General features: G+C 43.6%; 9 protein-coding genes. 6 read left to right on the forward strand and 3 right to left on the reverse strand.

The window, feature by feature from the left end:
• The first annotated feature begins 499 nt into the window (after positions 1–499).
• Both H6G97_RS40295 and H6G97_RS40300 read left to right on the forward strand, forming a co-directional pair.
• Entirely contained in the window at positions 500–691 is a 192-nt protein-coding gene (locus H6G97_RS40295; protein WP_190946218.1) for a hypothetical protein, read from the forward strand.
• An 838-nt stretch (positions 692–1529) separates the two neighbouring features.
• The gene (locus tag H6G97_RS40300) at positions 1530–1844 is read left to right on the forward strand and encodes an S-layer protein (RefSeq protein WP_190946219.1); all 315 of its coding nucleotides are present in this window, start codon (positions 1530–1532) and stop codon (positions 1842–1844) included.
• 68 nt (positions 1845–1912) lie between these two features.
• On the opposite strand, the gene H6G97_RS40305 is transcribed toward H6G97_RS40300, so the two are convergent.
• Both H6G97_RS40305 and H6G97_RS40310 read right to left on the reverse strand, forming a co-directional pair.
• Positions 1913–2185 carry a hypothetical protein gene (locus H6G97_RS40305; RefSeq protein WP_190946220.1) on the reverse strand — a complete coding sequence of 91 codons (273 nt, stop codon included), beginning with the start codon at positions 2183–2185 and terminating at the stop codon, positions 1913–1915.
• Positions 2186–2233: 48 nt separating this feature from the next.
• The gene (locus H6G97_RS40310) at positions 2234–2965 is read right to left on the reverse strand and encodes a hypothetical protein (RefSeq protein WP_190946221.1); all 732 of its coding nucleotides are present in this window, start codon (positions 2963–2965) and stop codon (positions 2234–2236) included.
• Positions 2966–3398: 433 nt separating this feature from the next.
• Between H6G97_RS40310 and H6G97_RS40315 the strand changes: the two genes are divergently transcribed.
• The 4 genes from H6G97_RS40315 (at position 3399) to H6G97_RS40330 (ending at position 7211) form a co-directional block, all read left to right on the forward strand.
• On the forward strand, positions 3399–3674 hold the full coding sequence (locus H6G97_RS40315; protein WP_190946222.1) for an HU family DNA-binding protein: 276 nt from the start codon (positions 3399–3401) through the stop codon (positions 3672–3674).
• A 463-nt stretch (positions 3675–4137) separates the two neighbouring features.
• Positions 4138–5112, forward strand: coding sequence for a DNA/RNA non-specific endonuclease (locus H6G97_RS40320; RefSeq protein WP_190946223.1), 975 nt, complete (start codon positions 4138–4140; stop codon positions 5110–5112).
• 69 nt (positions 5113–5181) lie between these two features.
• Positions 5182–6372, forward strand: a complete 1191-nt coding sequence (locus tag H6G97_RS40325; protein WP_190946224.1) for a trypsin-like peptidase domain-containing protein — start codon at positions 5182–5184, stop codon at positions 6370–6372.
• 605 nt (positions 6373–6977) lie between these two features.
• Entirely contained in the window at positions 6978–7211 is a 234-nt protein-coding gene (locus H6G97_RS40330; protein WP_190946225.1) for a hypothetical protein, read from the forward strand.
• Between the two features lie 338 nt (positions 7212–7549).
• On the opposite strand, the gene H6G97_RS40335 is transcribed toward H6G97_RS40330, so the two are convergent.
• A partial coding sequence (locus H6G97_RS40335) for a hypothetical protein (RefSeq protein ID WP_190946226.1) occupies positions 7550–7965 on the reverse strand: 416 nt, incomplete at its 5' end.

Genomic DNA, 7965 nt, shown 5'->3' on the forward strand with positions numbered 1-7965 from the left:
ATTATCATTTTCATAATGAGTAAGATTTAATTTCCTCAAAGCCTTATGGAGTTTGAGTCTTGGTGTATTTCATCCTGATTCAGGCTCGTCAATATTTAGATGCGTTTGCCCTGCTACTAGACCGGGTTGTAAGTGATCTTAGCCAAGTAGGAAAAGTTCAATCACTTGATAAGCGTTCACTAATTGCTTTAATCATTCCTATCTAAATTAGTTTAGAAAAAATATCTTAATTAAACTAATTAGCCATAGAAATATCTAAAATTATAGACCGACTACTCTACAAATCGACTATTTCTCTGTAAGAAAAATAAAGCTAGAAAACTTAACTTTTATGCTTGCACCACTGTATTATATCCATTTGTTCACTAACGCGATTGCGGCGTTACTGGATTCAGGCATGAAAATGTAACGAAGCATGATTGCACGCTACTCTAGTTCCGTAGCCAATGGCTCAAATGTAAAATTAGGAAAATATTAAAAGTTATTCAAGAGGTTAGTTATGACGAAAGAATACATGGAATCTTTAGAGGCAATTGTAGATCAACTAACATTAGCCGCAGTTCTAGAAATGTTAGAACGAATCAGTCATAAGAAAGCAGAAAATCTCAGAAATCATTGGAAAGATGAGGCTTCTGCAAAGCTTTGGGATAAAGCTGCTAGACAGATAGAACAGATAAAGATTGATATCTAATTAAAATCTTGGTTGTATTGCAAAGCTGTAACGTTTGCCTTATACCAAATTATTGTGAAGCTGCATGAAACAGGATAAGGGCGAAAGAATTGCAAAGCAAAGGTTTTAGCTTTCTCATTCTATGCAACTTCATACAAAATTAGTATTACCCCTCTTTTGTCACTTTCGGCAGAGAATAAACTATAACCCTTGCCCAGATAGGATTTTAACTGTAGAGCTTTGTTTAAAGGTTTCTATTAGCTTGCGATCGCTAATCTTCCCACTAAATCTAGGTTTCATCATTTAGCCCCAATTTTTATTTCCCTAGAGTGACAAAAGAAGGATAATTGCATAGTTTTCCACAATGACTTCATGTTGCTAGTTCGGTTATCGCAATATTAAGAAAGCATAATCTTAACTGCACTGAACATTTACTACACTTTGTACCCAAAAGCCCTACAAATAATAATGGATTTGCCCTTATCAAGCGTGCCATTTAAATATGAGCTTTAATCCATAACTAACAAAAATAGCTGTATTTCCCTGCACTAGTCTATACTCTGATTAACGTGTCATTTAAATTCCTATGAGTTGCTAACATTTAGACAATCTAACTACGGAGACTCTGATTTCTAAAGCAAACTAGCCAGTATTTGGTTGTGAAGAGTGTATCCAAATAAACAGTCGCTGGGTGCATATCCGTATTTGTCAAAGTTGCGGAAAGATGTGGTTCTTCTGTTGATCAATATGCGCGGCGGCATTATGAGGAAACCTTCATCTGGGCAAAAATATTCTAGTTCCTGGGCTGCTGTCTGCAAATTAAGATAGGGTTAGATGCCATCTCTAGAAAACTCAAATTATGAAGTACAAAATTTTAGTTACACTCGTAGTACTAGCAACTACTAGTTTTGTTACTCCTGCTAAATCTCAAGAACCTGTAACTGAAGCTCCAGCAACATCAAATCAAGTTATGAATGCTTGCGTTCAAAATCTTGCCCAAACTTTACCAAATCCTTTTACTGATGTTCCATCAGACCATTGGGCTTTCAAAGCAGTTATGACCATGCACTATTGTGGTGCATTTCGCCAAGCGACACCACCAGCTTTATTAAAAAAACTCCAACCCACTCAACGCCAACAGCAACCACAGCAAGAACAACGGTTTGAAAAATAATTACCTATCAGAGATATGCTCAATTCACAGACGGTATCCGCGACTTTGAGCTTCTTCCCTGGCAGCTGTCAGATATGGTTGCTGGTGATGGGTGCTAAGTAAGGAAATCTGGGGATGGAGAAATGAAGTAGCGACACCGGACAGCCCGTCATAGACATCGCTCTTACGGGGCGTTGTTTATCGTCCTCCAATCGATTCTCACAAGTATCGCCGAAAGTCTTGCTGATGTGGGCTGTTGGAGTGATGAATGATGTGTTGGCGGTAAATCTTAGGTCAAAATTTGGTTTGGTAGCTTTTTTAGACCGATGTACACCATCTTTAAAATAAAATTTCCTGCACATCGATTAAGTGTCAGCAGGTTTCGAGTAATAATTGTGCTGTTATACTTATTATTTGCGTTTCGAAAATAATCTGATACTAAAAGCACTTGATACGAAGAACCCCCATATCAAAGAAGGTTCAGGAACACTTGTGGAATGTTCAGAGATAAAGATAGCTTTGAAATTAAGATCAGCCGAAGGCGTATCCAAGTCCCATGAGCTATTAATTATTGAATCAAACTTTGTAGCGCTAATCAAAAAGGTTTTCCCACCAAGGTAACGGTCAAAGACCGGACTCAGTGGGCTTTCGCCAACCCAAGCATAGCCAGGTAATCCGTCCAAATCTTTTAATGAGCTTAAAAATGCTAAGTACTTCCCACCAGAAACTAATTCAATACCCCCTGTATTAAAAACAAATTCTTGCATTGGGTAAAGAGAATTTTGGAAGGTAGTTGAGCGAGGTTTACTTTCAAATAAAGCAGAACCAGTTGGTGTATTATTTTTTTCATCCCACTGGATTACAAAAGCACGAAAATCCACTACATCTGGAAAAGAAAAAGGGTCTGATAAAAAGAAACTAAATTCACTTAGCACATTATCAGTATTAGGTACAGTAAAAGTCTGCCCGATATTAAGAGGAATCCCGTTACCTAAAGGACTTCCTTCGCCCAGATAACCAATAGCACCATTAATTCCACATTCCGCCCCACAAGTATCAATAAATGTTACTGCCTGTGATTTACTAACTTTTCCTAAAGCTAGAATTACTGCAATTGCTGTAATGAGCGATAGATTTTTCATAGTGTTACCAAATTTGCTTTATTCGAGGGGAATTACTAAAATATACGTTGCTTTTTTCGCATCTTGCAGTTAGTGAGAAATTCACCTTTAGCTTTAATTAAATTAAAATTAAAGGAGTTCAAGTGTTAGTTCTAATCACCAATGCTGCTCGGATCTTGTCAACTCGGGAGCAAAGGAGCGTATGAACTTTTTTTTTGTGAATATCTTTGGTGTTGCGCTCGGCTGTACCCACAGTTATTCTACGCGACAAAGGTGACGAAGCAATTGCTGCCGTTGGTTTTGTGATGGGGTTGAACTGCCTGAGTGTCTAATCAGTAGGAATCGTGCATTGTTAATTTTCGTATGCTGCTTGATTGTTAGCCGTTTTCCCCCTATCCTCACAAAAGGTAGTAATGGTAAATTTCCTTTTCAAGGCAATACTTCAGGGTGATTTATGAACAAAGGCGAACTAGTGGATGCTGTAGCAGCAAAGACCAACATCACAAAAAAGCAAACCGATGAAATCATCAGTGCTTTTTTGTCAGTTGTTACCGAAGCTGTAGCTGATGGGGATAAGGTAACGCTGATTGGGTTTGGGTCATTCGGGCGACGCGAACGCTCAGAACGCGAAGGGCGTAATCCCAAAACGAATGAACCAATGACAATTCCGGCTACCAAAGTTCCTGCGTTTTCTGCTGGGAAGTTGTTTAAAGAAAAAGTAGCACCATAGATGAATTGCTTTACCACTAGCAGTCCAATCACTGCAAAGCCGTAGCTCTTGCTCTTATAAAGACAGGGATGGCAACGGTAGGGGGAAATTACAGCAGATTTTTCACAAAAAGGTAATTATTTAACCTTTTTTTATTATTTACTTAAATAAAACCTACATTGGTTTGACATTAGTATTTATTCATTAGCTTTGGTTGACTAATTCTGATTGTGAATTAATTTACTGATTATGTCTTTTTTCTGCACAATTCCAGGATTTATATTTTTCCTTTGTTAGAGTAATTCAGAAGGATTATACAGTTATTGACAATACTATTAAGGAGTATAGAACAGCTGCTCTGTTTGAGGCTTAGAGAGCTAGAGCTAATATGTGGTAAAGCCAGGCTGATTTTAAAATGTTATTGGTGACGCCGAAACGCCCCGAACAGAGGTGTTCAGAATCTCTACATAAGAGGAGTTATTTTATGGATTCGCGCGAAGTGACGTTAACGGTTCCTGTAAACATCACAGTACGTATCGGGAACAGCCCGGAAGTTTCCACGCCTACCGAAAGCTTTACATCTGAATTGTCGCAAGAAGCCGCTCGTCCCCGTTCGTACTACCAAGGTTACAAGGGCTACGAACCGGATTTTCTGGGTATCGCCGTCCCCTTACCTAAATTGACTGACGAGCAACGGCGGAACGCCGCCAAAAACAGTGATGCTGTCCAGGGTGACGATCCAACCGTGCTACCCTATAACCACTTCAGCATCGTTATGAATCGTCGCCGTCAGCTTGCCTACTATACCGTTGTTAATATTGACGGTAGCCAGAGTACCGACCTGTCACGTGGGGGGGATCGCTGGTATTTCGATTCCCGGATTGCGGAATCGGAGCAGATCGGCGAGGCACTTTATCGCCGCAACGCCTTGGATAGAGGCCATCTAGTTCGCCGCCTCGATCCGGTCTGGGGTTCTCTGTCCAGTCGCGCCAACGATGATACCTTTCACTTCACGAACTGCTCTCCTCAGCATGAAAGATTTAACCAAGGGCAAGACCTGTGGCAAGGACTGGAAAACTACATTCTGAACAACGCTGATGCGCGCAACCGGAAGGTCACGGTGTTTACTGGTCCGGTGATGGATGACCAAGATCCCATCCACAAGGGTGTTCGTCTTCCGCTCGCCTTCTGGAAGATCATCGCCTACGTGAAAGCGGACGGCACACTGGCAACAGCGGCGTATGTGCTGGAACAAGGCAAGTTAATTCAGGATATGCTGCGCTTTGAAGCCGCTTTCGATTCTGGTACTTATCGGGTCGCACTAGACCACCTTAAGGAACGTACTAATCTTGACTTCGACTATTTGAAAGCGCATGAGCTGCCGCTCTCCTCAGATGGACTCGAAGCAGGCCGGGATCGTGTCCGCCTCCAGGAAAACTACGAAAACCTAAGCCTGTAGCTATTTTATCTGAATCGTAAACCTTAGCACGGCCTCATCCTGTTTTGTCGCACGCAAGAAGGAAAAAGTATGATGGAACTTCCCCGCCAGGTTCACCAAGAAATAACCCAGCGTTTGACAGCATCAGAAAAGGAGCGAGAAAAGACTCGCCAGTATCTTCAGCAGGGCGAGCTTTTGAAAGCAGACAGCCCAGAGCGTATTGAGAAGCGAAAGATGCGGTTGCTGGCGAACCAAAGCCTGACTATGATTCTAAGCAAGGAGAATCGTGAGGCCCTAGCCAGCAGTCCGGTCGGCGAAGCCCCAGAGTCAGCGCAACGTGCCTTGGAACGTCAGATCGGCGGCAATGACACCCAGCCCTGCTGGTTTCTCACGCGGGGGACAGAGCTTCGCCGAACGGTCGGGCGCATTCACATCCGTGACGCAAGTCGGCGCGTTGGATGGGGAACTGGGTTTTTGGTTGCCCCAAACCTCATGGTGACTAACCAGCATGTCCTAGATTCGCTGGAGACAGCGCGGTTCAGTCGGGTAGAGTTTGACTATGAGGAGACTTTTGAAGGAGAAGTTCTGCTCTCCGCCATTTTTGACCTCGCCCCAGAAATCTTTTTCGTCTCTCATCCGGCCCGGGGAGGTATGGACTACGCCTTAGTCGCCGTTACCGACCGCGCCCGTGCCGACAGTCGAAGACCGGACGCGAACATCGCCGAGTTTGGTTACAACGTTCTTGTTCGAGAAGAGGGCAAACTGGCCAAGGGCGAGATGATCCACTCCATTCATCACCCAGAGGGACAGCCACGTCAGGTGAGCCTGCGCGAGAATCGGCTAACGGCGCTGCAAGACCTGTGGCTGCACTATGAGACGGACACTGAACAGGGTTCCTCTGGTGCGCCGCTTTTCAATAACCAGTGGGAGATTGTGGGAATTCATCACGGCGGAGTCGAGAAGCGCGATAGCGAGGGGAACATTCTGGCAATTGGCGGAGGTCACTGGACACCACAGATGGGAGAGCGCCAGAAATGGTGGTACGCCAACGAAGGACTACGTATCAGCCGCTTTGTCGCTGATGTCGAGGCACAGGTAAAAGCTGCTTTGGACTCGAATGCACCTCCGGTTGCTGATCGTGTCGTCACTCAAGCAGGACATGCGCTCTTCGAGGCAATACTGAAACCTTCACAGAACCGCGCTGTCCCAACTCCATCTCCGACCGTGGAGGGTGATGGTTCCTTTGTCCCTCCCTCACACGGAGGCTTTAACCCGGAGTAATCCCCTACCGAGTAGGTCTGCTCCTGAAATAAGGCGTATCTGCCAGACCGCAGTTAGGAAACGTCATATCCAGGGGAAGTTTGCGATTGCGTTACACGTTAGAGCCATTACGTGTAATTGCTGCCTATATATATTGATATAACGTTGAGCTTTTTTGGCTTTGAGCCGACAACCGTGTAATTTCGGTTTATTGAGAGTATCTACTCTACTGTGCACTAGAAATAAATTTGATCTGCTGAGGCTTTCCCCTTCTTGACTCTCGGCTTACACCCTAAAAACCCCTCCCTCTACTTCAGAAGAAGAGAGAAGCCGACCCTCGGTAGCAACTAGTAGTTCGCCAAGTTCACTTGGCGGGGAAAGGGGAAAGGTTTTAAATCCCTTCCCCTTTCCCCAGCTTGAAAAAGCGCATTTTTTGGTTGGCAGACCACTAGATATTGCCTTGAGGATAGCGATTGCTTTTCTGACTAAAATCCCCATCAAGCCTCACTTCCTAATACTCAGGATATTTACTTAAAAAGACACGTAAATCAAGGTCAGAAAAATTACAATTTAAATAGTGACACCCAACTCAACAAAGATTATAGTGATTAAATTAACCCAATTAATTGTGTGAGCATACTAGCCAAGCGCTGCTTGTAAGCATTTTAAAACTTTCAGCTAGTGCGTTTACCATCGGTTCAGTCGCGACAACAGAAGCTCAACGATTTATCTACGACAGCAGTACAGGTGGACTATTTTTTGACCTTGATGGTAGCGGTGGTGCGTTTACTCAAGCACAATTTGCACAATTACATGGTGGTCTTTCACTAACTGAAGCTAATTTCGTTATTGTTGCCTAATTGTAATAGCAAATCTGGGCATTACAAATTTAAAGCGATCACATAACAAAAGCTCTGTTGAAAGTGTGATCGCTGTTGTAAAATTTGGCGTTGCTGATTAAATCTATGAATCTGGGTGTAGAGATGTTGCAATCCAACGTCTCTACAAAGGTTTTGAAATCACCCTTTAATCTGATCCAAAGCTAAATTCAGCTTCAACACATTAACTCCAGATTCGCCAAAGATGCTGACCCGGATTTCTCACAAGGGTGTGGGAAGAAATTTTTACCCCCCACACTCCTAGATTTCTCACAAGTGAGAAATCTAGGATTAAATGCCTGGGTCTTTGAGGTTAGGAATTATCCCAAGATTTCAATCACAGCCGCTAGAATAGCTGGTGCTTTGTCTGAAACTGGAATGAATACGCGCTTTTGCCAGTTGATGATTTCGGTGAAGCAACCCACAGCCACCAGTCGCTCTGCCAGTGAGATAGCATTAACCAGTTCTATGCGAGGTTCACCAGCAATGAAAGAGCGCCGCAAGGTTACGCCACCCGGCAACTGTTGTGTATATCTCTCGTTGAGTACCAGCTTCACAAGTTCTTCTGGAGAAAGCAGCTGGTTCCTTAGTCCGAGTTGTTCGCGCACGGTTTGAATGTCGTGAGCATTCACCACCCGACCGAGAATCTTTTGCCCATCGCTGGTTTGCAACCGGAATACTCGACTATTCTGCTGTGGCAGGATTTTCCAGATAGGCAATAGAATACCAGTTACCA

The organism is Nostoc flagelliforme FACHB-838, assembly GCF_014698065.1.
GTDB lineage: Bacteria > Cyanobacteriota > Cyanobacteriia > Cyanobacteriales > Nostocaceae > Nostoc > Nostoc flagelliforme_B.